This is a genomic window from Paenibacillus peoriae KCTC 3763, assembly GCF_000236805.1.
Taxonomy (GTDB): Bacteria; Bacillota; Bacilli; order Paenibacillales; family Paenibacillaceae; genus Paenibacillus; species Paenibacillus peoriae.
Map to the genome: position 1 here is coordinate 89,566 of NZ_AGFX01000001.1, position 25,368 is coordinate 114,933.

Consider the following 25,368-nt stretch of genomic DNA (forward strand, 5'->3'; position numbering starts at 1 on the left):
ATGTGCTATTTTAGGGACCTTAACAATGGATATCATTCTCAATGAGATGCAGGTACAAAGAACAAATACGGAAAGGAATGTGACATGATGCAAGCTGTTCAACAACTTCAAGAGACCTTATCTTCTTCTGCTCAGATACGTTCAAAAAGCAGTGGTAGCGGACGACCCGGTCCGAATCGCAAACCACAGTTTCAGCTTAAAAGCATGCTAAAAAACAAGGAGATGCAGGCTGCTCTCGGCAGCGGAATGCTGATGCTGATGGCATGGGGCATTTCGCATTGGTCGCAATGGCTATCGGTCATCCTGTATGTAGTGTCCTATACCCTGGGGGGATGGTCCAAGGCCAGAGAAGGGGTAGAAACACTGATCCGTGAGCGTGATCTGGATGTTAATCTGCTCATGATTGCAGCATCCATGGGGGCCGCGACGATCGGCTATTGGAATGAAGGAGCCATGCTGATCTTTATTTTTGCACTCAGCGGTGCGCTGGAAAGCTATACCACCGAGCGCAGCAGCAAGGATATTTCCGAGCTGATGGCATTGAAGCCGGAGACGGCCCTGCGCCTGTCCCCCGAGGGGACAGAAACTGTCGGCATTGAGCAGCTGCTGCCAGGCGATCTGCTGCTGGTAAAGCCGGGCGAACTGATTCCAGCCGACGGCCGAATTTCCAAGGGCGTGTCGGCGGTGAATCAGGCATCCATCACCGGGGAATCCGTTCCGGTGAATAAGGTGGAGGGTGACGAGGTATATGCAGGCACCATTAATGGGGAAGGCGTGCTGTACGTAGAGGTCAGCCAGTCCTCTGAAAATACTTTATTTTCGAAAATCATTCGCATGGTTGAAGAAGCTCAGACTGAAGTCCCCGATTCGCAGCGGTTTATCAAAAGGTTCGAGTCGGTGTATGCCCGGATTGTTGTTGTGGCCACGCTGATCGTCATTGCAGGTGCGCCCATCGCATTAGGCTGGACGTGGGCAGCGGCGTTTTACAAGGCCATGGTGTTTCTCGTCGTAGCCTCGCCATGTGCCCTCGTGTCATCCATTATGCCAGTGATGCTGTCGGCCATTTCCAATCGTGCCCGCCGGGGGATCCTGTTCAAAGGCGGCGCGCATGTGGAAAATATGGCATTGACTTCTGTGGTTGCTTTTGACAAAACAGGCACGCTAACGATGGGAGCGCCAATCGTAACCGATTGGATTACGGCCGCAGACTACGATTCCGACGAGCTTTTGCACATTGTCGCTACGATCGAAAGCTATTCAATGCATCCGCTGGCACGAGCGATTGTAGATAAAGCCGAAGCCAAGTTGGGACAAAGAGAGCTTCTCGCAGCCGAGCAAGTGCAGGCACTCACTGGATGGGGGATGGAAGGCATTATCGGCGGGGTGAAGTGGAAAATCGGTCGCACAAATGTGCTGGATGAACCTGGCCCTCTGGCAGAGCCAGCGTGGATAGAGGCCCGCACCCGGCTGGAGGCCGAGGGCAAAACCGTATCCATCATCCTCGCGGATGACCGGATTGCCGGAATGCTGGCGCTGCGTGACGAACTGCGTCCACAGGCGCAGGAGTCCGTGAAACGCCTGCAAGCACAGGGCATCCGGGTCGTCATGCTGACCGGAGATCGGCCGGAAACCGCCGCGGTGATCGCGGCGCAGGCTGGAGTCGACGCCGTATATGCCGGCTTGCTGCCGGAGGACAAGGTCAGCCATATTCGCATGCTGCGGGAGCAATACGGGCATGTCGTCATGGTCGGCGACGGTGTGAATGATGCTCCGGCATTGACAGCAGCAACCGTCGGACTCGGCATGGGAATGAACGGCAGTGGAGCTGCGCTAGAGGTGGCAGATGTCGTGCTGATGAACGACGGAATTGAAGAGATCGCTCCGACGATAGCACTAGCGCGCAAAGCGCAGCGGGTGGTCAAACAAAATATGTTCTTCGCCATAAGCGTCATTCTGCTGCTGGTAGTCAGCAACTTTGTGCAGGATATAGCTCTGCCATTCGGTGTCATTGGGCATGAGGGCAGCACGTTACTTGTTATTTTGAACGGCTTGCGCTTGCTGCGGTCATAAGCTAATAAAAACACAAAACAGGAAGGAGCATTCAACTCTCTTAATATCCAAGGGAGTGAATGCTCCTTCTCTTGCAGTGCCAGCCTATCTTGTATACAAAGTAAGCCCATCTATACATCTGGCCCGCCGATGCTGGACGTCTATCTTCGGCGTGGTGTAGAGCGCCGCAAGAACAGGGAAAAGACGAGCCCCGCTAACGCAATCCCTGTAGCGATGATGAAGGCATCATTAATGCCATGGATCGTCGATTCTGTAACGGCACTGCCGTATACCTGCTGTAGTGCCAGCGCAGAGCCGGTTTCCGGCGAAACACCAGCCGTTTGCGCGAGAGTTTGTCCCAGTTGTGCCACCCCTTCCGTAACAGAAGCATTGGCTGTGGTAGCTACATTCGCATAATCAGCCAAGTGAATCGTAGCCCGACTGCTCATGACGGTAATAAGCCAAGCGGTACCAATGGAACCGGCAATTTGCCGCACCGTATTGGACATGGCTGTGCCATGGCTGCCAAGATGGGGAGGTAACTGGTTAAGCCCTTCCGTCTGTACAGACATCATCAGCAGTGACATACCAAAGCTGCGAATCGTATAGATGACCATTATGTGTCCGTAGGTGGTGGCATCAGTCAGCACGCTGAATTCCCATGTCGTCACGGCTGTAATGATTAGTCCGACTATGGCCAACGGCCTCGCGCCGATACGATCAAAAATCGCCCCTGAGATCGGCGACATCACACCCATCAGCAATGCACCTGGAAGCAGCAGCAGACCGGATTGCAGCGGCGTGAAGCCTCGAATATTTTGCAAATAAATCGGCAGAAGCAGCATCCCGCCGAACATTGTCATATTGACGGTAGCCCCAACCAGTGTAGATACCGTAAAAATGTCGTATTTAAACACCCGAAATTCCAGCATAGGTTCTAACATGTTTAGCTCACGTACAACAAAAAATACAATAAATACGACCCCGGCAGCGAGTGAAAGTATAACGGTATTGCTGCTCCAGCCCTTGTCTCCGGCGGAACTAAAGCCATACAACAGCAGGCCGAAGCCCAACGTGGAAAAAATCGTTCCCATCAGGTCAAATTTCGGCATCGTCAGCTTGGACACATTTTTGAGCCAGCGTACGGCGAACAGAATATCAATGACTGCCAGCGGGATAACCAGCAAAAAAAGCAGCCTCCAGCTATAATGCTCTACAATCCAGCCGGATAAAGTCGGTCCGACCGCCGGGGCAAACATCATGGCGATCCCCATCGTACCCATGGCAGCGCCACGTTTTTCCGGGGGGAACACCGTCAGGAACACGTTCATGACCAAAGGCATAATGATGCCTGCTCCGCCGGCCTGAATGACGCGTCCGACCAGCATCGGTGCAAAGCCGGTACTGGCAGCGCAGACGATCGACCCGGCGGTGAACAGCCCCATTGCGGAGATAAAAAGCGCACGGGTTCCGAATGATTCAATCAAAAAAGCGGTGATTGGAATCAGAATCCCGTTCGTCAGCATATATCCGGTGGATAGCCACTGAACGGTAGTAGCTGACACATTGAAATCATTCATCAGGTGTGGAATAGCCACGTTAAGCAGTGTCTGGTTTAAAATGGAAATGAAGGCGCCCAGCAACAGTACGGACAGAATGCGTCCGACGGACATTTTTTGATCCATGACAGCCTCCTACTTGTGAACTCTGATGGTTGCACTCATCCCAGGGATAATACCCAACCCTTTGTAGCCTTGAATGGATATGTTGACAGGTACGACCTGTGTCACCTTGGTATAGTTGGCCGTAGTGTTGGAAGTAGGCAGTAGTGAAAAGGTCGATGCGGTCGCCAGGCCGATCTTTTCGAGCTTGCCGGTAAGGGAAGTGTCCGGGTATGCATCAATATATACATCCACGGTCTGTCCAACTTGAAGATCTTTTACAGCTGTTTCGTCTATATTGGCGGTTATCCACAAATTGTTTAGATCAAAAGCCTTCGCCAAGGGTGTACCCACTCCAACAATCGAATTGTTCACCGCTGATTGCTGCACAATGGTGCCATCGGTCGGAATTGTGATGCTAATCCGGCTTCCGCCTCCCTCTACCGTACCGAGTGTATTTCCGGCGGTGTAGGTTTTGCCAACCTCGGCATTCCAGCCTGTGAGCTTGCCCGCGCCTGGAGAGGCAACGGTAACCGCTTGTCCGCTCACTTGGGCATTGTCGGTCTTTATGTAGTTGGCGGATTGATTGTAGTAATAGGCTGCGGCTCCGCCTCCTCCCAGAATAATGATAATAACCAGCAGATTGACTAATATGGCGCGTGAATTCATGTTGTATGCCTCCCTAGTTCTTGGATTTTCAAAGTATGCGCCATATGTTTCATAATATTCAGATGGATTTCGGGAGAAGATAAGAGCGCATGCGAAAAGGATGATTTTGCAGACAAAGGATGATGTGCATAATGACGACCAGAATCATGATTGTATATGACAGTGAAAATGGGCATACCGAGCGTCTTGCTCGTTCGATTGCAGAGGGCGCGCGCCAGGAGCACACGGAAGTGCTGCTAAAGCATGTGAATGAGGCCGATGTGAAAGAGCTGGGGAGTGTAGATGCGATTATATGGGGCTGCCCGGGCCATTTTGGCACAATCAGCAGTGGTCTGAAAGGCTGGATTGATAAGCTCGGATATCTGTGGGCGCAGGGCAAGCTGGTGGATAAAATCGGCGCGGTGTTCTGCACAACCGCTACAGTTCATGGCGGCTTGGAATCAACACTTCTGAATTTGATCACCCCGATGCTTCATCAAGGCATGATTATTGTAGGACTGCCCGCCAATATTGCGGAAAATGCACTCTACGGTTCTTATTACGGCGTAGGGGTAACCTGTCCGGTGGAGACAGATCCCAATGGGCCGCCAAATTTTCCAACAGGTGATGACCTTGCATTAGGTCGCTCTTTGGGCAAACGGGTCGCTGAGATGGCGGGACGGTACCGTAGCGCTGCAAGAGAATAGGAGGCCGCTCATGACCATTGCTTTTATCGGAGTAGCTGTGGTTGCCCTTATCTTTTTGCTGGTATTTAATACGAAGATGGTGCGCAAGTCTTCACCCAAGGTTCGCCAAGCCGATGAGGATTCACGGCAAAGAAGCAAGCGTCCTTATCCTGTGCAGGTGGAGCCCGAGGTACTGGAGTTGCCGGATCATGTGCGAGAGGCACAGCATAAGGCTGTTGATGCCAGCGAACATCATGCCGAGGAGCATCCCAAGGTGCCTGATACCCATGCGGATGTGAAGCTGGAAAGGGAGCGTAGAGATCACCGGGATGCTTACCGGGATACTTATCAGGATACTTACGATGATCAGGATTATCGGGCTGCTTTACGTGGATTTGCTGGAAAGAGCGAGGAAAAGGATGGACGCTCCCAAATAATCCATGGAGAGAATGAGGCTCCGAAAAGTGAGGACGAGCAGTACCGTGAAGCACTGCGCTCCATGAATCGGAAAAAATAAGGGTTCTTCATTGAATACGCCAAAAAGGCTGCTTTTCTGTCTGGATTACAGGCAGAAAAGCAGCCTTTTTGCGTTGCCCGGCTACAGCCATTCGGTTAGCCCAATCATCGTAATCAGGCCGAGAATAAAAGAGAATGTGGCGATCCGCTGGTTGCCGTCTCCATGACTTTCGGGAATCAGCTCCTTGTAGACGATAAACATCATGGCTCCGGCGGCAAAAGCAAGGCCGTAAGGCACCAATCCGTTCACCCAACTGCTCAAATAAAATCCGATCAGACTCGTCATGATTTCCACAGCTCCGGTAAGGGTGGCAATACCCAATGCCTTGAAACGACCGATGTTTTGATTCACGAGAAATAAGGCTACGATAAAGCCTTCCGGGGCATTTTGCAAGCCTATTGAAAAGGCAATCAGATTGCCGAGATTTTGGGTTTCACTTGCATAGCTGACTCCGACGGAAAGTCCCTCCGGCAAATTATGTAGCGTAATAGCAGCAATGATGAGAAAAGATTTGGATTCCAGCTGAAAGGTCTTGGAATCCGGGTCCTCCAGGTCGGCATGGGGGATATACCTTTCCATCACCAATAATACGAGACAGCCGAGCAAAATACCGGCAGACAGCACAAACCAATTGGAATGCTGGATGGCTTCGGGAATCAGGTTATATACGGATGCAGAGGTCATGATTCCTGCGGCATAAGCCAGCAGAACATCGCGAAGCCGATGCGTAACATTGCGCATAAATAATATGGGCACAGCGCCTAGTCCAGTGGACAGGGCAGAGATAAGACTGCCTACAAAAACGTCATTCATAATCGGGATAATCCCTCCATACCTGATTAATCTTCCAGTGTCGCTTCATGAAAACTTCATTTGACTGTTTACAGCTCTTTCCGCATAATGAAATTAGGATTTAGAATCAGTCTAAGTCATAGGAAGCTATTAAACAAGAGATTCGTTTTTGCACCAGCCGGGTATCCGCATTTTGGGATGAGCTTCTGGCAGAACTGCTTTTAGAGTATATGCAGCAGCCTAGCGCCCTGGACCGAAAATTCGCTATATAATCTTTATGATATTTTAGGAGGAACGAAGATATGTACAAGTCTATTATTATAGGTACCGGCCCTGCCGGTCTGACCGCTGCGATCTATCTGGCACGTGCCAACATGAACCCACTGGTGATCGAGGGACCACAGCCAGGCGGACAATTAACCACAACTACAGAGGTTGAAAACTTTCCTGGTTTTCCTGAAGGAATCATGGGACCGGATTTGATGGATAATATGCGTAAGCAAGCGGAGCGTTTTGGCGCTGAATTCCGCACAGGCTGGGTGAACAAGGTAGACACAACCGCTCGTCCTTTTACATTGGATGTTGAGGGTTTGGGTGAACTGGTTACCGACACACTGATCATTTCCACAGGCGCGACTGCGAAATACCTGGGGATTCCCGGCGAACAGGGTAACATCGGACGTGGCGTGAGCACTTGCGCAACCTGTGACGGGTTCTTTTTCCGCGGCAAAGAAATTGTGGTCATCGGCGGTGGGGATTCTGCGCTGGAGGAAGCTAACTTCCTGACACGCTTTGCCTCCAAAGTGACGTTGGTACATCGCCGTGAAGAACTGCGCGCCTCCAAAATTATGCAGGATCGTGCTCGTGACAATAGCAAAATTGAGTGGGCGCTTAATCGTACTCCTGTAGAAGTGATTGCTGACGAGAACGGGGTAACCGGCTTGAAAGTGCTGAACAATGAAACAGGCAAAGAGGAAATCATTACGGTTAGCGGTGTATTCGTGGCGATCGGTCACCATCCGAACACAGGCTTCCTCGAAGGCCAAATTATAACTGATGCGAACGGTTATATCGTGGTGAAACCTGGCACTTCTGAAACGAACGTACCTGGCGTATTCGCTTGCGGCGACGTGCAGGATACACGCTACAGACAAGCGATTACAGCAGCAGGCAGCGGCTGCATGGCCGCTATGGACAGCGAGAAGTATATCGAAAGCCTGGAGCACAGCGCACTGGCTCTGTAATAATTCGTTCAGGTCCGAATAAATATATATTTACAACAATAATTGATGAGGTGATATTCATGGAAAAAGCAATTGTATACACATCTACAAACTGTCCGCATTGCCGTCAAGTCAAAAGCTATTTGAGTGAAAAGGGCGTAGAGTACGAAGAACGCAACATCGAAACGAATGAAGCCTTCGCGCAAGAGGTATGGGATATGGGTGTTCGTGCTGTTCCCTTGACTCTGATCGGGGAAGAACGTATTTCCGGTATGAACAAAACCAAGTTTGAAAAAGTGTTGAACGCTTAATCAGCTTCACAGTAGATTCACAGCAGAATAAGAAGAGGATTTTGCAAAATCCTAACAAAATAAATGGGCGTATAGGAACTTTAGTGTTCCTGTACGCCTTTTTTTACAGAGATACCCGTACACGCCCGAGAAAAGGGGCTGTCGCTGCATAGGCAGCACCTAACATGGTCGAACGGCTGCCAAGCGTGGAAAAACGGATTTGCAGCTGCCGACGGTGATAAGGCAGGGCACGTTCATCAATTACTTCACGCATACTCTGCTCCAGCCACGGTCTGGCTTCCGCCAGTGGACCGCCGATGATAAGCATGCCCGGGTTGAGGCTGTTCACAATGTTGGTAATGCCGACACCCAAATATCGCCCGATATCACGAAAGACGCTTAACGTATCCGCGTCACCTTGCCGGGCAAATGGCAGTAAATCCGCTGTGCTGTGCGCGGGCAGGGCGAGGGTGGACGCTGTATAGGCCTTTTCCGAAGCATACAGCTCCCAGCAGCCCCGGCTGCCGCAGGAGCAGAGCCTTCCATTCCAGTCAATGGTCATATGGCCCGTCTCTCCGGCGTATCCCCAAGCTCCCTGATACGGCTTGCCGTCAATGATAATTCCGGCCCCGATTCCGGAACCTGCACTGATGTAAACCAGATCCTGCACCAGCTGCCGATGCTCGCCGTCCATACCGTAGTACAGCTCGCCCTGCGCGCCGACGTTGGCCTCGTTATCCACTACGACGGGCAGGCCAAGCGCTGTCTCAAGCTGCTGCCGCAGTGGAACCTCTTCCCAGCCCAGATTGGGTGCGAACAAAACAGTTCCCGATTCATCCACCATACCCGGTACTCCCAGCCCAATGCCGACGATGCCATGAGGGGAGGGAGGAGTGACCTGCATGAGCTGCTGAACCAACTTTTGAATCTGCTCCATGACAAAGGCAGGATCATGCTGCCTCAGGGGGAGGACAAGCTCTGTCTCAATGGCTCCTGCCAAATCAGTCAGAGCCCCCTGGATATACTGCACGCTGACTTCGATGCCAAGCACAAAGCCGGCGCGGCTGTTAAACAGCAGCATGAGAGGCTTACGCCCGCCACTGGATTCGCCTAATCCTGTTTCATATACAAGTCCCTCGGTGATTAGCTCTGCTACCAGGTTGGATACGGTGGCCTTGTTTAACCCGGTTTGGCTTGATAATTGTGCCCGGGATAGCGGGGCATGGAGGCGGATACGCTCCAGCACAATGGATTTATTCAGCTTTTTGACAAGCGCCTGATCGCCGGTGACATTCATGACCTTTTCACTTCCTGTTGGTGTAATTCCCGATATTATATCATAAAAACAAACTTAGTTTAAGCAATAGACAAAGTTCTTTGGCTGTGCTAGAATCTTTTTTGTAAACGGTTACTTCATTCTTTAATATAACGATTGCTACAAAGGAGGAACTTATTGATGGCTTATTTCGAGCAGGTATCTAAAATTAATTTTGAGGGCAAGCAATCCAATAATCCTTTTGCATTTAAATTTTATAATCCACAGGAAGTTGTGGCAGGAAAAACGATGGAGGAGCATTTGCGTTTTAGCATGGCTTATTGGCATACACTCGTCGCAGGCGGCACCGATCCATTTGGGGTAGAGACAGCGGTACGTCCGTGGTCCAAGTTCACCGGGCTGGATTTGGCGAAGGCTCGTGTGGAAGCTGCCTTTGAGCTGCTGGATAAGCTGAATTTGCCTTATTTTGCTTTCCACGATGTGGATATTGCTCCAGAGGGCGCATCCCTGAAGGAGTTTTACAGCAATCTGGATACGATCGTAGATCTGATTGAGGAGCATATGAAGGCTACGGGGAAAAAATTGCTGTGGAACACAGCGAACATGTTTAGCCATCCTCGTTATTTGCATGGAGCTGCGACAACCTGCAATGCGGACGTATACGCACATGCAGCCGCTCAGATTAAAAAGGGTCTGGAAGTAGGCAAGCGCTTGGGCGCAGACAACTATGTGTTCTGGGGCGGCCGTGAAGGCTACGAAACTCTGCTGAATACGGATATGAAGCTGGAACAGGACAACTTGGGCCGTATGTTCCATATGGCTGTGGACTATGCGCGTGAAATCGGCTTTGACGCTCAGTTCCTGATCGAGCCTAAACCGAAGGAGCCAACCAAGCACCAGTATGATTTTGATGCGGCGACGACGATTGCCTTCCTGCAAAAATACGATCTGGATCAGCAGTTCAAGCTGAATCTGGAAGCTAACCATGCGACTCTGGCAGGTCATACCTTTGATCATGAGCTGCGTGTGGCGCGGATTAACGGTATGCTGGGATCACTGGATGCCAACCAGGGAGATTTGATGCTGGGCTGGGACACGGACGAATTCCCGGTTGATCTGTATGATGCGACCCTGACCATGTATGAAGTGCTGCAAAACGAGGGCCTGGGCCGTGGCGGTATCAACTTTGATGCCAAGGTGCGCAGAGCATCGTTTGAGCCAGAGGATTTGTTCCTCGCACACATTGCAGGGATGGATACGTATGCGAAAGGCTTGAAGATCGCAGTCAAACTGATCGAGGATCGTGTATTTGAGGACTTTATCGAGAAGCGCTACAGCAGCTTTAAAGAAGGCGTTGGAGCAGACATCGTATCTGGAAAAGCAACGCTTGCTTCGCTGGCTGAATATGCACTGGCGAACGAAGCACCACGCAAAAACGCGTCCGGTCGTCAGGAATATTTGAAGGCGACATTAAATCAATACATTTTGGCGGATTAAAACCAGAATCTATATATGAAATAAAGGCTACACGTTAGCAGGGAAGGGGAAACTTCGATGCAGAAGGAGCCAAAACAGGAGCAGGAGCGGTATGTCATCGGCGTCGATCTAGGGACCAGTGCAGTCAAAACGGTACTGGTCAACCGCAAGGGACAAGTAGCTTATGAAGCTTCCCAGTCATATCCGCTCCATCAGCCGAAGGCCGGGTACAGTGAGCAGCTTCCTGAGGACTGGGTTCGTGGCACGTTAGCATCTCTGAAGGAGCTTGTGGAAAAGGCCGGAATCAGCGGTACTGATGCCGTGGACGGCATTAGCTTTTCGGGACAGATGCATGGGCTTGTGTTGACTGACAAGGAAGGCCAAGTGCTGCGTCCGGCAATTCTGTGGAATGACACGCGCACGACGGCACAATGTCGCCGTATTGAAGAACAGCTCGGACCGGAGCTGCTGCGCATCGCCCGCAATCGCGCGCTGGAGGGCTTTACGCTGCCCAAGCTGCTGTGGGTGCAGGAGCATGAGCCGGACGTGCTGGCACGTGCAGCCCATTTTATGCTGCCGAAGGATTATGTACGATACCGTCTGACCGGAAAGCTGGCGACGGAGTATTCAGATGCAGCCGGTACGCTGCTGCTGGATGTCGCTCAAAAGCAGTGGAGCCAAGAGATCGCCGCTGCGTTTGAATTGCCGTTGTCGTTGTTCCCGCCGCTGGTGGAATCCTTTGACCAGACGGGTACGCTGTTGCCGGAGATTGCGGAGCAGAGCGGACTTTCGCTTGCAACCAAGGTGTATGCAGGGGGCGCGGACAACGCATGTGGCGCGATTGGCGCAGGCATTTTGAGCGAAGGCCGCACCATGTGCAGCATCGGCACCTCGGGCGTTGTGCTTTCCTATGAGGAGCGCAAGGATATTGATGTACAGGGCCGGGCGCATTTTTTTAATCATAGTGAGCAGGATGCTTATTATATCATGGGGGTTACACTCGCGGCCGGATACAGCCTGACCTGGTTTAAGGAAACCTTTGCGCCGGGGCTTTCTTTTGATGCGCTGCTGAAAGGTGTCAGCTCTGTGGAGCCGGGCAGTCGCGGACTGTTGTTTACGCCTTATATTGTCGGCGAACGTACCCCTCATCCGGATGCAACCATCCGGGGCAGCTTTATCGGGATGGATGCGGGGCATGGGCTTGCGCATTTTACACGGGCGGTACTGGAGGGAATTACGTTTTCGCTCAAGGAATCCATTGATATTCTTAGAGGCACGGGCAAAACGGTGAAAGAAGTCATTTCCATCGGCGGTGGTGCGCGTAACGAAGCGTGGCTGCAAATGCAGGCGGATATTTTCAATGCGGATGTCATCAAGCTGGAGAGCGAGCAGGGACCTGCGTTGGGAGCGGCCATGCTGGCTGCATACGGCAGCGGCTGGTTTGCATCGCTGCAAGCGTGTGCTGAAGTATTTCTGCGTGAGGCAGCGAGATATTCACCGAATCCGGAGCATGTGGAACGGTATGAAGGCTTGTATGAGCTGTATCGTGTAGTTTACCCGCACACGCGGGAGCTCAACGAACATTTGGCGAAATATCGCTGAGTACGGTAAGCTTGAGAGTAAAGGAAAAGCGTCTGCGGGTCAGATAAACCCGCAGACGCTTTTTTCATGGATTGATGAGTTTGAATTAGACGGTTCTCTTGATGTTGGCATGATCTTCTTTCACAGCACTTGCGGCACAGCCCGAGCATGACTTGCTTGATGAGCACCCGGAACAGGCGCCTTGGCGGCTTTTTCGCAAAAAACGTACCAATACCCATGCGCTATAGCCGAGGATCACCAGTAAAATGATAACATTGATCATGGAATCCACTTCCTTTTATATTCATAGGGCCTTGCCTTAACCCCAGCCTAACAATTTGCCACCCTGATAAATCAGAACGGTGATGATATATGCAACAGTTAAAGGATAGATGATAGAAAATGCAGTCCAGCGCCAGGAAAGGGTCTCTTTGCGAATGACCGCTACCGTCGCCAGACATGGCACATACAACAGAATGAATACCATAAAGCTAAAGGAAGCAAGCGGTGTAAAGGCATGGCTCACCTGCAGCTCCAGTCCCTGCATATCGGGAACATGGTAAATGATATTCATCGTCGATACGACAACCTCTTTGGCCATAAAGCCTGTGAGCAGGGACGCGCCTGCTTGCCAGGTGCCAAAACCGAGAGGGCCCAAGATAGGCGCAAACCATCCTCCAATCGTGGCGAGCAGGCTGTCGTCCATTTCGGCACCGAAGCCATGTGGTCCGAAATTGGACAATAGCCAGATGCCGACGGAGCCGGCAAGAATAATCGTTCCGGCTTTACGTACGAAGCCTTTGACCTTTTCCCATGTACTGCGAAACAGGGTCAGAGCTTGCGGCACCCGATAGGGTGGGAGCTCTACAATGAAAAGGGACGGCTCACCCGACAGAATGGATACCTTGGAAAAAATTTTAGCCAGTATAAGCGACACGGTGATTCCCAGCACGTACATCAGCATGATGACGCTTGCCCCATGTGTCGGGAAAAACACACCTGCAAACAACGCATATACCGGCAGGCGGGCCGAACATGACATAAAAGGCACCAGCAGCGTTGTAATGAGGCGTTCTCTCGGCTGCTCAATGGTGCGTGTCGCCATAATCGCCGGAACATTGCAGCCAAATCCGATGATAAATGGAATGAAGCTTTTCCCGTTCAAGCCAACGGCCTGCATCAAGCGGTCCATTAATATCGTGACCCGTGCCATATATCCGGAGTCTTCAATTATCGAGATGAGCAGGAACAAAATGGCGATCTGCGGCAGAAACACGAGCACGCCCCCGACGCCTGCCACGATGCCGTCCACGATTAGACTTTGTGTAAAAGCAGACGTATTCCATTGCACCAGCACTTCAGAAATCCAACTGCTGAGTGTCCCTGAAAAGAATCCGTCCATCATATCGGAAAGGACCGTACCCGCCCAATCGAAGGTGAACTTGAAGGTGATGTACATCAGCAGCAAAAAGATCGGAAGCCCCAGATACCGATGGGTTAGCAGCGCGTCCAGCTTATCCGTCAGACTGTGCGGTTTGAGGCTGGAGGTGTCGAGCGATTTGGTGCACAGATCAGCAATCCATGCTGCACGTACAGAACGGATATGCTGGGCAGAGGTTGCTGCATGATCTTCACTGAGAAGCTCTTCTTCGCAACGTTGGATACGTGCGGTTATCTTTTCACGCTGCACCTCACTCGTCATCCATTCCATGACGACAGGATTGTTTTCCAGACATTGCAGTGCGGCCCACCGGAGCTGCGGTATGGGTGCATCCTTCAGCAAGCTGCAAATATCGGCAATCGCGGCTTCGACGGCAGGGCCGTAGTCCAGTTGGAAATTATTCGATGTACGCCGTACCTCTCGAAGCGTGGCAAGCATTTGCTTGCTTCCGCTGCCTGTGCGGGCCACCATCGGAATAATTGGAACGTTCAATTGTTCAGCCAGCAATTCTTTGTTTACGCGAAGACCTGTCGCATCGGCTACGTCGGTCATGTTTAAGCCGAGTACCAGCGGGCGGCCATACTCCAGCAGCTGTACGGTCAGATACAGATTGCGCTGGAGCTGGGAGGCATCCACGATGTTAATGAGGGCCGCAGGCGGTTCTTCCAGCAAATAACGGGTTGCGACACCCTCATCCAGCGAAAGAGGAAGCAAGGAATAGGCACCCGGCAAATCCACCAAAACGGCAGACTTGTCGCGCAGAAGCCCTGTTTTCTTTTCCACCGTGACCCCGGACCAGTTGCCTACCTCAGCATAGGTACGAGTCAGCTTGTTGAACAATGAGGTTTTTCCTGTGTTGGGATTGCCGAACAGAGCGATCATGTCCATGTTGGAACGACCTCCAGTTGCTTCACCTGATTTTGACGGAGGCCAACCAGTTGACCATTGCATTCAATGACAATAGGACCGCCCAACAAACTGACTTTTTTTAACCGTATAATGGAACCTTCGTCAATGCCCATGTCCGTTAGACGGCGGCGCAATGAGGGATGAAGAGGGGCAAGGGATTGCAAACGCACAGTCCGGCCCAATGGAGTACGAAGGAGTGAGATACATTCTGGCATGGTGTTCAGCCTTTCTGATGTAGAATGAGAATCAATATCATTTGATACCGATGCCAGTACCATATCATAAGGAGAGCCAGGCTGCTGTGATAAAATTCGCTGTGAGCGATATTTGTACCTGTTGATCCGTTGTTATAAAGGTGGGCATGGTGTCACAATCTGTCTTTAGCTAGGTGTCTTACTCGTCTGCAACCGACAAAACTAGAGCGTTTGGGGCAACTGTTTTTATGGTAAGATAGAGCTGTTAACAACTATGTTAAGAAGGGCAGGAACGCTCTGTATGAACAGAAAAATCGGGATTAGGCTTGTAAAATGTCTGGTTGCGGGTACAGCGCTGGCTGTGTTGCTGCCGCAGGCTGTGGAGTGGAGCAGCAACGTATATGCGGCGTCGGTCAAACCGACTGCATCCGTATCGTCACAGCAGCTTCAGAATAAGCTTTTACAGGCCATGGATACACGGAGTGAAACGCTGACCTTTACATATCAAGGGCGGGTGAACGGTCTCAAGCAGCAGCTGGAGACGGCCATTCAACAGGCCATGGAGAGCGATCCGTATGTGAATTATACGATCAAAAGCTATGCATTCAGCTATACTGGCACCACCACGTCCGCTGAGGTCACGATTCGTTTGAGCTACCGTGAAACGAAGGAACAGACGGCCTACGTGAATAGTACCGTTCAATCCGTGCTGGGGGATATCATTACGAAGGGCATGACCGATCATGAGAAGGTGAAGGCCATCCATGACTGGATTGTGGTTCGTCTGAAATACGATGAAACACAACAAAAGTATACAGCCTACGATGGTCTGAAAACCGGGAGCACCGTCTGTCAGGGCTATTCCTTGTTAGCTTACAAAATGCTGGAACGTGCAGGGATTACGAACCGGATTGTGGAAGGAAGAGCAGGGGGCCAGCTACATGCATGGAATCTTGTATTGCTGGATGGTCACTGGTATCACATGGATACGACCTGGGATGATCCGACCCCGGATCGCGGGAACGAGGTAAGCACTTCCTATTATCTGCTGACCGATACCGAAATGCGCCGGGACCACTCATGGGTTAAACCGTATCCTCAGGCGAACACATCGTATCGACAGACCTTATCAGCAATGATTGCTGCGGGAGGACCCAAGGCCGCTGTGTATCAAAAGCTGTACAATAACCTGGAATATCCGCTCCAGGACGGCAAGGGTCTGGTTAAATCATCAGCTGATATCAAGGAACAGGTTCGCACGTCTATCAATAAGGGTGGGACGACGCTTACCTTCGGATATCAGGGGACAGAGCGAAGCCTGAAGGAAGACTTACAGCCATTGTACCAGCTCGGGTTGAAGTCCATTTCCTATCAGATTACGAATCTAGGGAGCACCGGGAATCTTCGTGTAACGCTGAAATGGACCTAATCTTGGAGTGAAAAAGCTGCACGACTAAAGGAGTATTTTATTGATATGCACAAGCGTTCCTTTACTTATCTGCTTGGCACGCAAACCATGTCAAATGCGGCCGATATTCTTTATATTATGGCACTTGTATCTCTTGTGTTTCATGAGACAGATTCGATCTTTTCCTCGGTGCTTGTTCCGCTGCTGCGGATGGGAGCACAGATGATCAGCGGCTTTTTGGCACCGCTGATTTTGGCCCGATTCCAGCTGCCTTTTATTTTATTCGTTTCCCAGTTCGGGCAGCTGGCTTTCTTCGCTGTTCTGCTGGGTCACCTGTGGTTAGCGGGCACGGAGCCGATATGGGTGATTGTGTTTACGATGGTAGCAGCCATGTCTTTTCTGGACGGCTGGACTACACCTGCACGTAATGCGTTGATTCCCCGTCTGGCGTCTGGAGAAGGGCTGATGCGGGCGAACAGTTTTGTATCGGTCAGCGATCAGACGGTGCAATTAGCGGGCTGGGGGCTTAGTGGTGTGCTTGTAGCCATGCTGGGCTCTGAAAAGACACTGCTGGTGGCTGGCGGATTGTATATGGTAGCCCTGGTGTTCACCAGCTTGATCCGAGATCCATTAGAAGGCAAGGCTCATTACTTGCTGCAGCCCGCAACACGGGTACGAAGCGGGGAGGATTTAACGTCCGAGGCTGTATCTGAGTCGGGGCAAGGGCATCATGATTTGCCTCCCATACAGCTGGAAGAAATGCTTCATGGCCCGGAGTCGGAAAGTCCGGCGTTACCTCCGAAGCGTAAAAAAGAAATATTGCGTGAAGGCTGGAGCCTTATCGGAGCCAGTCGCAGGCTCAAAGCTCTTATTTTCATGGATATGATTGACCTGCTGGGGGGGTCTGTGTGGGTCGGCGCGTTCACGCTTGCTTTCGCCCAGCAGGTTCTGCACAAGAGCGAGGCATGGTGGGGATACATTAATGCAGCTTATTTTGCAGGTGCGATCGGTGGAGGCATCATTGTCCTCGCCTGCGTCAAGCATTTGCAGCACAGACTGCTGCCCGCCATGCTGGCGGGGATGGCAGGCTACGGTCTGTTGACAGCCTGGTATGCGCTGAACACATTACCGCCGCTGACGCTGCTTATCGTGCTATTGATGGGACTACCTGCGGAAATGTCCGTCGTAGCCCGCCGCACGATGATGCAAATGAGCGTATCTGTGCATGATTTGCCCAAGGTGCTGTCGGCTCAGGCCACATTGACCAGTCTGACCTTTTGCATTTCGCTGCTCTTAATGGGCTGGATTGCAGATCATCTGGGCATCGTTAATTTGTACTTGTTCTCTGCGCTGTTGACACTGATTGCTGTGATATACGGCATCTTCAGTCGACGTGCCTTAGCTACGTCTTTAACTGCTACAGTAGCCGCAGCTCCTTCCTCCGAATAAAACAAAAAGCCCGTCTCCGGGCATCTATAGGTGAACATGCGACTGAGCGGTCTGGGACCAGAATTAACAGCATGTTTTCCAAGATATGTGGAGACGGGCTTTTTCCTATTTTATTTTTTCTCAGAAGCATCTGAACTCAAATCACATTCTTTTAATGGAATGATTTTGGTACGTTTGATCCATTTGTAGCCAAACCACAGAATAAGGAACAGTGGCACACTCATGTACGTAGCAATCATCGTTTTCCAGTCAATCTCCTGTCCGGTGAAGGCATCCGCACCTTGCCCGATAATAACGATGATACACAGCGCGAAGGCGAACAACGGTCCAAACGGGAACCAGCGTGCTGTATATGGAAGCTCACTCAGACTGTGGCCCTGTGCCGTAAAGGCACGGCGGAAACGATAATGACTGACCGCAATACCGACCCACGTAATAAATCCGCACATTCCGGAGGCGTTTAGCAGCCAATTGTAGACGACACCGTCCCCGTACAGAGAAGCAAGAAAGGCCAGCATACCGACAGCAGTCGTGATCAGCAAGGCATTCATAGGAATGCCGCGTTGATTGACGTGGCCGAGGAAGCGGGGAGCTTTGCCTTCGCGTGCCAGAGCAAACAGCACACGTGTCGCCGCGTACATCCCCGAGTTGCCTGCTGACAATACGGAGGTCAAAATAACGGCGTTCATGACAGAGGCGGCAATCGCAAGCCCGGCTTTTTCAAACACAAGCGTAAACGGACTGACTCCAATGTCGCTGATATCTCCCCGCAGCAGGTTCGGATTCGTATACGGAATAATCAATCCAATGACGAGAATCGCCAGAATATAAAAGAACAGGATGCGCCAAAAGATTTGGCGAATGGCACGCGGAACGTTCTCGCGCGGATTTTCGCTTTCTCCAGCGGCTACCCCGATCAGCTCTGTTCCCTGAAAGGAAAAGCCCGCAGCCATGAATACACCTAATACGGCGAAGAATCCGCCATGGAACGGAGCGTCTCCGACCGTGAAGTTGGCGAAGCCAACTGCCTTGCCTCCCATAATGCCGAAGATCATCAGCACACCCACAGCTAAAAAGATGACTACAGTCACAATTTTAATCATGGCAAACCAGTATTCAGACTCGCCATAACCTTTGACGGTCAACGCATTCAGGATAAAGATGACGGCCAAAAATAACAGACTCCACCAGGCGGAGTGACTTTCCGGGAACCAGTATTTGATCAGCACCGTTGCTGCTGCCAGTTCGGCAGCAATCGTCACCGCCCAGTTATACCAGAAGTTCCAGCCCATGGCGAAACCGAAAGCTGGGTCAACAAAGCGACCTGCATAGGTGTTAAAAGAGCCGGATTCGGGCATGAACGTAGCCAATTCCCCGAGGCTGGTCATCAGGAAATAGACCATGAGTCCGACTGCAGCATAGGCCAGCAGGGCTCCGCCGGGTCCAGCTTCGGCAACCGCGCCTCCACTGGCGAGGAACAAGCCTGTTCCGATGGAGCCCCCGAGGGCAATCATCGTCATATGGCGGGCTTTGAGGCTTTTCCGCAAGGTTGCGTCAGGTGTTGCTTTGTGTTGCACGTTCAAACACTCCTTCATGAAATTGTATTTCATGTCAGGGCAAGAGCCAGAAGGAGGGGGAGTATATAAATCAAAAGACCGCAGGGAATACGCCTGCGGTCTTGTCTATGCATTCCGCACCATACCTTCTTCTATAACAAGATAGCTCAACACACGTGTCTATGTTAGGACATCGCGTGACAGTTCTGCTCCTTTCGGTTAGCAGCCCCAGCATTCGGAGTATTTACAAAGAGTCAGCTCCGCATACTTCGGCGGGTGTACCTTTCCACTGGAATCACAGACGGCTCTTGGCGTCTCCTCCGGTGTACTGATTACATCCGCGACCTCTACCTCATCATAAAACAGGGTTGATGAGGTGTATGACATGATATTGTATTGTATAGCGAACTACAGTATATCGTACCTGTACATCATCTGACAATCGACAATTTTTTGAATGTGCCGCTGTAAAATATAAAATCAAGCGTTGCGCTTGGCCATTTGCTGCCAAACGGTGCCTGCGGCTTGCTCGCCTGATTCGATGCGCTCCAGCGCCATTTTAGCCTGCAGACTGACCTCGAATTCGGGGTCATCGACAGCCTTCTCCAGTGCGTCACGCGCCTCCTCGGTTCCAACCTCGTATAAAAAACGGGCCGCCCGCCAGCGAACCAGCTTGCTGCTGTCCGACAGCGCTCCAATCATCGCACCGGTAGCGACCGGATCACCGATGTCTGACAGCGTGTCGCCTGCGGTACGGCGCACCGCAGCTGAAGGATCGCGTAGCGCCTCGCCCAGCAGTTCCATCGCCTCCTGTGAGCGGATATCGCCCAGATAGACGACACCCAGCCGCCGCAGCTGCATTTTGTCGTCATGCAGCGCTTGCCGGATGAGCGGCAGATGCTCGGGTGTCGGCTCCAGCCGATCCAGCGCAGCGTAGCGTGTACGCCAATCCTCGTGATGCAGAGCCTGCTCCAGCTCGGCATCGCTCCATTCGCGGCGCTCCTCCACGAATTCGCTGTTGTTCGCGCCGTGGGCAATCGCCTGCTGGATAATCTGCTCCAGCCGTTCCTGCGGAAAGGCTGCTTCCAGCTCTTGCTCGACCTCGCGCGCAATATCCGGCAGTTCACCGTAACGAACGCCGTAATCACTGAGCTTGCGCTCCTTGATCAGCGTAGCACTCGCTACACGCGTAACGGCTTGCACAAAGCGGTCGGACAAGGAAATCCGTTCCTCCTTCTGTCCCGCCTTAACCCGAATTTGCATTGGAAGGCCGCGGAAAAACTGCACAAAGACCTGTGCTTCGCCAAACGCTTCCCCCGAGGTCTCCTCAGGCAAATCCCAATTGGCGTCAGCGCCTTCCTCGCCGAGCTGATCCCGGACTTGACCCAGAATGGTAGACCAGTCTGCATTTCCTTTGCGGTCAAGGGCGACAAAATCCGTCGTGTGAAACACGCTTTTGACTCCTTCAATGGCCAGCATGCGCCGGATAAATGGGGGGGCGGAACGCTCATTGTCCCGTGTATATGTTCTGCGGATACCTGCTTCCAGTCGTTCATCCAGATGCAGCATCATGGTGTTCGGACTAGGAGTTGGCTCGATAGATGTTATTTTCATAGCTCGGTACAGCCTCCTGTTCAAAAGTTCTCCATATATAGCTTATCTATATTGTACCTCATTCTATGGGTGTCTCCAAAGAGATAGTTTGTAATTACGAGGAAAACACAATGACATATCTCACATCTTTCCTATAAACATTCACCACAGAAGCAGGGTTAAAAATCGGCTGAGTGAACCAAACTGAGAGTAGGTTACCAAAATGCACCAAAAGATAAGTGAAGGAGGCGTTCGGATGTTCCGCAAGCAGGAAAGAACGCTCATTATTGTATGTATTGTGATTGCGGCTATTATGCTGTACGCCGTAATTAAAAGCATAGCTCGCTTGACTCACTAGCTGGTAATCAAGAGTGATTTACGATGGTTTCCCTATATTTAAAATGTGAAATGAAGGAGTGAAACCCATTTGTCTTCACTGGACCCTGTATTGCTAAGCCGGATGCTGACCGGAATTACCCTGTTTGTTCATATTGTATTTGCATCCATCGGTGTTGGCATACCCTTAATGATTGCACTTGCAGAATGGCGCGGGCTGCGAACCGGTGATCCACATTATACTTTGTTGGCCCGACGGTGGGCGCGGGGGTTTGTCATCACTGTGGCCGTGGGTGTCGTTACAGGCACTGCGATTGGTCTGCAGCTCAGCCTGCTCTGGCCTACCTTTATGCGGGTGGCTGGACAAGCGATTGCGTTGCCTTTGTTTTTGGAGACGTTTGCTTTCTTTATCGAAGCTATATTTCTGGGTACCTACTTGTACACCTGGGATCGGTTTAAAAGCAAATATTTTCACCTGATGCTGCTTATCCCGGTAGCGCTTGCCTCATCTGCATCAGCGGTTTTTATTACGACTGTAAACTCGTTCATGAACCAGCCTCAAGGCTTTACACTCAAAAATGGAGTCATGACAGATATTCATCCCATTCAGGCCATGCTAAATCCAGCTACGCCGACCAAGGTTTCACATGTACTGGCTTCGTCATATACATTAAGCGCCGGGGTGCTGATGGGACTGGCTGCTTACAGCATGCTGCGGGGGCGTAATCACCCGTATTTCAAAAAAGCGCTGAAGCTGACGGCTACCTGCACCATTGTGTTTGCCATTAGTACAGTAATGATCGGAGACGCGTCTGGTAAATTTTTAGCCAAATATCAGCCGGAGAAGCTGGCTGCCGCTGAATGGCATTTTGATACGATGACGCATGCTCCCTTTGTATATGGCGGCTACATGGATGAAAACGGTGATATCAAGTATGCCCTGAAAGTGCCTTATGCGCTTAGTGTGTTGGCCGGGAATTTGCCTAGTACGGAGGTCAAGGGATTAAATGATTATCCCGTAGATGAGCGTCCGCCGCTGTCTATCCACTATATGTTTGACCTCAAAATCACCACCGGGGTGCTGATTTTGGTCATCCCGTTGCTATATCTGATCCGGGGGCGTTTGCCAGGTCGCAAACCATACCCCAGATGGCTGCTGCTGGCGCTTATTTTGGTCGGACCGATGGCTATGATCGCTATTGAACTGGGTTGGATGTTCGCGGAGGTCGGCAGGCAGCCGTGGATTTTACGCGGATACATGAAGGTATCCGAGGCAGCAACCACCTCTACCAGTGTCGGATGGATGCTGGTGATGTTTGTTATTTTGTATCTAGTGTTGTGCTTCTCGGCCATTAAGGTACTCAGCAAGCTATTCCGTAATAAGGATGCGGTAGAAGAGATGAAGCAGTTGGGCATGGAAGGGGCTGAAAGCAAGTGAGCTATGAAATTGTCGGTATCGCCATTTTGTGGACCTTCCTGTTCGGTTATTTGATTGTGGCTTCTATTGATTTTGGTGCAGGCTTTTTCAGCTTTTACAGTGTGTTGACAGGCCACCAAAACAAAATCCACAATATCATTCAACGCTATCTATCCCCGGTGTGGGAGGTAACGAATGTATTTCTCATCTTTTTCGTGGTGGGATTGAACGGGTTTTTCCCGGATGCGGCTTATTACTATGGGACGGCGTTACTCGTTCCCGGCAGTATTGCGATTGTGCTGCTCGCGATTCGGGGAGTGTATTATGCGTACAATACGTATGGGCATTCTGGGACCAATAATATCGTCTACATGGCGTTGTACGGTGCGACGGGGCTGCTGATTCCGGCGGCACTGTCTACGGTTCTCGCCATTTCGGAAGGCGGCATTATTGTGGAAAACAGCACAGGTGTTCATCTGCAATGGGGCCAGCTATTAAGCAACCCCTATACGTGGGCAGTTATTATTTTGGCGCTGGTGAGTGTGCTGTATATATCGGCGATGTTTTTGTCCTTTTATGCCAAAAGGGCGGGAGACAAGGTCGCTTTCGAAATTGTACGGGGATACGCACTGTTCTGGAGTGCTCCCACAATTATGGCGAGTCTGTTCGCATTTTTGCAGATTAACAAACAAAATCCGGACCATTTTGCCAATATGCTGAGTATGGCCTGGATGTTTGTTGCCTCCTTCATATGCTTTGTGGGAGCTGTTTATCTGGTATGGCAACGACGTCATTTGGGAACCTCATTCATCCTGGTAATGCTGCAATTTGCATTTGCCTGGTATGGCTATGGTCGCTCGCATCTTCCGTATGTTTTGTATCCCTACATTAATGTGCATGCCAGCTTTACGAATTCTGCGATGGCGTATGCCTTGATTACGGCGTTTAGTGCGGGTCTGCTGGTGCTGATTCCTTCGCTGATTTTGATCTTGAGACTGTTCCTGTTCGATGCAAAATATGTGCGAGGACAAGCGGGGAAGAAAGGGTGAGCTAGCGTGGCTGCTTTCGAGCATTTTACGATTATGTACGAGTCGCCTATCATTATTGTCGTGGCGATTGTGTTTTTGTTTATCTATTCGGCACGCTTTAAAAATCCGCAGGACTAACAGCGGCATTGGAAACGGGCCTTCCTGATCATGAGGAGGGTCCTTTGATGTGCCTCAATGTGCCTTGATGCATGCTGTGGAATTTCCTTTGCAGATTTCCATTGGATTGGGGATTGAATTATACTTTACATAGATCAGCATGTAGTATCATTTGGTTTTCATACTCACGTATAAAATATATAGATGAATGCAACCCTTTGGATCACTTGGGAGAACGGGTTTGTCAGGGAGGGAACTACATCATGCCCAAAGTTCGTTTTAACAATATGGATCATGTCAATACGGATAAAACCATCAAGCAATTCAGGCAATGGCGGCAGGAACGTCGCAGCAAAACAAAGGATTATACGTTTGTTGTTCCAAATCATCCCCCGGAGCTGGAGTTTTTGCACAGTAATCGGGACATGACGACAGCAACCTGGGTGGGCCATTCCACCTTTTTCATCCAGTATCTTGGGCTGAATATCATCACCGATCCGGTATGGGCCGAGCGTATGGCCTTGGACAAAAGGCTGGCTCCGCCTGGCATTCGCATTCAGGATGTGCCGCCGCTGGACATCATTCTGTTGTCCCATTCGCATTATGACCACTTACATATACAATCGCTACGCAAATTATATCGTGCAGACACACTTATGCTTGTACCTTCGGGACTAAAGTCGAAAATGATCCGCAAAGGCTTTCGCAATTGCCATGAGCTGCAATGGTGGGAGCATTTTACGGTAGGCGGGGTGCGGATTACATTTGTTCCGGCACAGCACTGGACCAGGCGTACGCCGTTTGATACCAACACCTCACATTGGGGTGGGTACGTACTGCAAAGTGAGCAGCAGGTGATCGGCTCTGCCACATCCGTTGCCGACTCGGATTCTCATGCAGACTCAGACTCGGCGGGTGTACCAACGTTGTATTTTGTGGGAGACACCGGGTATTTTCGTGGTTTTAAGGAGATTGGCGAGCGTTTTGCCATTGACCTGACCTTTATGCCGATTGGCGCGTATGAACCGGAATGGTTCATGACCTCGCAGCATGTGACACCGGAGGAGGCATTGCAGGGATTTGTGGATTGCGGCGCGGATCAGATGATTCCGATGCATTATGGAGCCTTTAAGCTGGCGGATGATACGCCGAGAGAGGCGCTGGATCGTCTCGAAGCAGAGCGTGAGCGTTTGGGTATTGCGAAGGAGCGTATCCATGTACTGGGGCACGGAGAGACGCTGAAAATTAGGCGCCGGTGCTCGACAACCATCTGAGGAGTTAGACAAAATACTTATCGAAAAAAGCGACCCTGCGGACAAAGGATGTTGTCTGCGGAGCCGCTTTTTTGTTGTGAGGCTGTGTTTCAGGATTAAACGGCTTTGGTATTGCTAGCCAAAGAGGAATCGTTGTTGGCGATAGGGTGACGAACAATTTTAACTTCATAAAACGTGATTTTATTTTCAATAATATAGTCCGGAATTTGGCGGTGGCTATGGGATTCGCGGAATGCTTCGCTTTTGGTCCAGGCTTGGAAATTGTCTTTTTCCTTCCAGCGTGTGCTGATCGTTACTTCCTCATAATCCTCCGTATTTTCAGTCAACAGCACTTCCAGACCGAGGAAGCCTTCCATTTTCTCTACCTTTCCTTCTTTGTTGAAGCGTTCGATGAGCAGATGGGCATTGCCCGGCGTGACTTTAGACGTATTGGTAACGATAACCATA

At 51.0% G+C, this 25,368-nt stretch carries 23 protein-coding genes and 1 riboswitch; of the genes, 13 read left to right on the plus strand and 10 right to left on the minus strand.

The features are described from left to right. Positions 1–87: 87 nt before the first annotated feature. Positions 88–2,070 (plus strand): heavy metal translocating P-type ATPase, encoded by a 1,983-nt coding sequence (locus KQI_RS0100330; protein WP_010344649.1) that lies wholly within the window; start codon positions 88–90, stop codon positions 2,068–2,070. Positions 2,071–2,210: 140 nt separating this feature from the next. On the opposite strand, the gene KQI_RS0100335 is transcribed toward KQI_RS0100330, so the two are convergent. Beyond that, complete coding sequence (locus KQI_RS0100335; protein WP_010344650.1) at positions 2,211–3,734, minus strand: DHA2 family efflux MFS transporter permease subunit; 1,524 nt, start codon at positions 3,732–3,734, stop codon at positions 2,211–2,213. A 9-nt stretch (positions 3,735–3,743) separates the two neighbouring features. Continuing rightward, positions 3,744–4,379, minus strand: coding sequence for an efflux RND transporter periplasmic adaptor subunit (locus tag KQI_RS0100340; protein ID WP_010344651.1), 636 nt, complete (start codon positions 4,377–4,379; stop codon positions 3,744–3,746). Positions 4,380–4,510: 131 nt separating this feature from the next. Between KQI_RS0100340 and KQI_RS0100345 the strand changes: the two genes are divergently transcribed. Together KQI_RS0100345 and KQI_RS0100350 are read left to right on the plus strand one after the other, a co-directional pair. Then, on the plus strand, positions 4,511–5,065 hold the full coding sequence (locus KQI_RS0100345; protein ID WP_010344652.1) for an NAD(P)H-dependent oxidoreductase: 555 nt from the start codon (positions 4,511–4,513) through the stop codon (positions 5,063–5,065). A 10-nt stretch (positions 5,066–5,075) separates the two neighbouring features. Continuing rightward, positions 5,076–5,561, plus strand: coding sequence for a hypothetical protein (locus KQI_RS0100350; RefSeq protein ID WP_010344653.1), 486 nt, complete (start codon positions 5,076–5,078; stop codon positions 5,559–5,561). An 81-nt stretch (positions 5,562–5,642) separates the two neighbouring features. Here the strand turns inward: KQI_RS0100350 and KQI_RS0100355 are convergent, their stop codons facing one another. Continuing rightward, a complete protein-coding gene (locus KQI_RS0100355; protein ID WP_010344654.1) occupies positions 5,643–6,374 on the minus strand; it encodes a ZIP family metal transporter in 732 nt (243 codons plus the stop codon). 281 nt (positions 6,375–6,655) lie between these two features. On the opposite strand from KQI_RS0100355, the gene trxB reads away from it, so the two are divergent. Beyond that, a complete protein-coding gene (trxB, locus tag KQI_RS0100360; protein WP_010344655.1) occupies positions 6,656–7,597 on the plus strand; it encodes a thioredoxin-disulfide reductase in 942 nt (313 codons plus the stop codon). 59 nt (positions 7,598–7,656) lie between these two features. Continuing rightward, positions 7,657–7,887 (plus strand): glutaredoxin family protein, encoded by a 231-nt coding sequence (locus KQI_RS0100365; protein ID WP_010344656.1) that lies wholly within the window; start codon positions 7,657–7,659, stop codon positions 7,885–7,887. Between the two features lie 103 nt (positions 7,888–7,990). On the opposite strand, the gene KQI_RS0100370 is transcribed toward KQI_RS0100365, so the two are convergent. Further along, positions 7,991–9,163, minus strand: a complete 1,173-nt coding sequence (locus KQI_RS0100370) for an ROK family transcriptional regulator (protein WP_010344657.1) — start codon at positions 9,161–9,163, stop codon at positions 7,991–7,993. A gap of 159 nt (positions 9,164–9,322) precedes the next feature. Between KQI_RS0100370 and xylA the strand changes: the two genes are divergently transcribed. Together xylA and xylB are read left to right on the plus strand one after the other, a co-directional pair. Next, the gene (gene xylA / locus KQI_RS0100375) at positions 9,323–10,639 is read left to right on the plus strand and encodes a xylose isomerase (protein ID WP_010344658.1); all 1,317 of its coding nucleotides are present in this window, start codon (positions 9,323–9,325) and stop codon (positions 10,637–10,639) included. Between the two features lie 57 nt (positions 10,640–10,696). Next, a complete protein-coding gene (gene xylB, locus KQI_RS0100380) occupies positions 10,697–12,220 on the plus strand; it encodes a xylulokinase (protein WP_010344659.1) in 1,524 nt (507 codons plus the stop codon). Positions 12,221–12,305: 85 nt separating this feature from the next. Here the strand turns inward: xylB and KQI_RS27510 are convergent, their stop codons facing one another. The 3 genes from KQI_RS27510 to KQI_RS0100395 are packed head-to-tail and all read right to left on the minus strand — an operon-like array spanning position 12,306 to position 14,764. Continuing rightward, positions 12,306–12,482, minus strand: coding sequence for a FeoB-associated Cys-rich membrane protein (locus KQI_RS27510; protein WP_010344660.1), 177 nt, complete (start codon positions 12,480–12,482; stop codon positions 12,306–12,308). A 36-nt stretch (positions 12,483–12,518) separates the two neighbouring features. Further along, the gene (gene feoB / locus KQI_RS0100390) at positions 12,519–14,528 is read right to left on the minus strand and encodes a ferrous iron transport protein B (RefSeq protein ID WP_010344661.1); all 2,010 of its coding nucleotides are present in this window, start codon (positions 14,526–14,528) and stop codon (positions 12,519–12,521) included. Next, positions 14,519–14,764, minus strand: coding sequence for a FeoA family protein (locus tag KQI_RS0100395; protein ID WP_010344662.1), 246 nt, complete (start codon positions 14,762–14,764; stop codon positions 14,519–14,521). Before KQI_RS0100395 ends, feoB begins: the two co-directional genes overlap by 10 nt. A 280-nt stretch (positions 14,765–15,044) precedes the next feature. Between KQI_RS0100395 and KQI_RS0100400 the strand changes: the two genes are divergently transcribed. After that, positions 15,045–16,172 (plus strand): transglutaminase domain-containing protein, encoded by a 1,128-nt coding sequence (locus KQI_RS0100400; RefSeq protein ID WP_010344663.1) that lies wholly within the window; start codon positions 15,045–15,047, stop codon positions 16,170–16,172. Between the two features lie 45 nt (positions 16,173–16,217). Continuing rightward, positions 16,218–17,600 (plus strand): MFS transporter, encoded by a 1,383-nt coding sequence (locus KQI_RS0100405; RefSeq protein ID WP_010344664.1) that lies wholly within the window; start codon positions 16,218–16,220, stop codon positions 17,598–17,600. A gap of 110 nt (positions 17,601–17,710) precedes the next feature. Here the strand turns inward: KQI_RS0100405 and KQI_RS0100410 are convergent, their stop codons facing one another. After that, on the minus strand, positions 17,711–19,177 hold the full coding sequence (locus tag KQI_RS0100410) for an amino acid permease (protein WP_010344665.1): 1,467 nt from the start codon (positions 19,175–19,177) through the stop codon (positions 17,711–17,713). A 134-nt stretch (positions 19,178–19,311) separates the two neighbouring features. Next, a riboswitch (Lysine riboswitch) is annotated at positions 19,312–19,514 on the minus strand. 122 nt (positions 19,515–19,636) lie between these two features. Next, positions 19,637–20,770 (minus strand): virulence factor, encoded by a 1,134-nt coding sequence (locus KQI_RS0100415; protein WP_010344666.1) that lies wholly within the window; start codon positions 20,768–20,770, stop codon positions 19,637–19,639. A 406-nt stretch (positions 20,771–21,176) separates the two neighbouring features. Between KQI_RS0100415 and KQI_RS0100425 the strand changes: the two genes are divergently transcribed. From KQI_RS0100425 to KQI_RS0100445, 4 genes are all read left to right on the plus strand, one after another. Next, positions 21,177–22,523, plus strand: coding sequence for a cytochrome ubiquinol oxidase subunit I (locus KQI_RS0100425; protein ID WP_010344668.1), 1,347 nt, complete (start codon positions 21,177–21,179; stop codon positions 22,521–22,523). Further along, a complete protein-coding gene (locus KQI_RS0100430; protein ID WP_010344669.1) occupies positions 22,520–23,551 on the plus strand; it encodes a cytochrome d ubiquinol oxidase subunit II in 1,032 nt (343 codons plus the stop codon). Before KQI_RS0100425 ends, KQI_RS0100430 begins: the two co-directional genes overlap by 4 nt. A 6-nt stretch (positions 23,552–23,557) precedes the next feature. Further along, positions 23,558–23,668, plus strand: coding sequence for a cytochrome bd oxidase small subunit CydS family protein (gene cydS, locus KQI_RS29705; RefSeq protein ID WP_007432143.1), 111 nt, complete (start codon positions 23,558–23,560; stop codon positions 23,666–23,668). 242 nt (positions 23,669–23,910) lie between these two features. After that, positions 23,911–24,921 carry an MBL fold metallo-hydrolase gene (locus tag KQI_RS0100445; RefSeq protein ID WP_010344670.1) on the plus strand — a complete coding sequence of 337 codons (1,011 nt, stop codon included), beginning with the start codon at positions 23,911–23,913 and terminating at the stop codon, positions 24,919–24,921. Between the two features lie 95 nt (positions 24,922–25,016). Here KQI_RS0100445 and isdG read toward each other — a convergent pair whose 3' ends face one another. Further along, on the minus strand, positions 25,017–25,367 hold the full coding sequence (isdG, locus tag KQI_RS0100450; protein WP_010344671.1) for a heme oxygenase: 351 nt from the start codon (positions 25,365–25,367) through the stop codon (positions 25,017–25,019). Position 25,368 lies beyond the last annotated feature (1 nt).